This window comes from Peribacillus sp. SIMBA_075, from assembly GCF_046534585.1.
Genome location: NZ_JAWRYN010000605.1, coordinates 1 through 272, shown reverse-complemented (window position 1 = coordinate 272; position 272 = coordinate 1). Strand labels below are relative to the sequence as shown.

Here is a 272-nt window from a genome sequence, read left to right as displayed (position 1 = left end):
CGCAGTGGCCGGCCGCCGCACGCTGGTGCTGGAGACTGAGCTGAACATCAACGCCAATGGCGACGGCCAGCGCGAGCTCGACGCGCCGTCCGAATCGGCGATCCGGTCCAGCTTCAACACCATGATCAACGAGTGGTCGACGCAGCAGATGCGACCCGGCGGCGTCCTCTGGGGGCTGGTGACGCGATGACCGACACCTTCGAGTGGCGACGCTACGTCGCCGAACCCAGCTGTGACACCAACTTCCAGGTCAGCGAGGCCCAGTTTGGCGA

At 66.2% G+C, this 272-nt stretch carries 1 protein-coding gene; it reads left to right on the top strand.

What is annotated here, in order from left to right:
• Positions 1 to 190, top strand: a 190-nt coding sequence (locus tag SB775_RS29590) for a hypothetical protein (RefSeq protein ID WP_410864805.1), incomplete at its 5' end; no start/stop codon positions are given.
• Positions 191 to 272 lie beyond the last annotated feature (82 nt).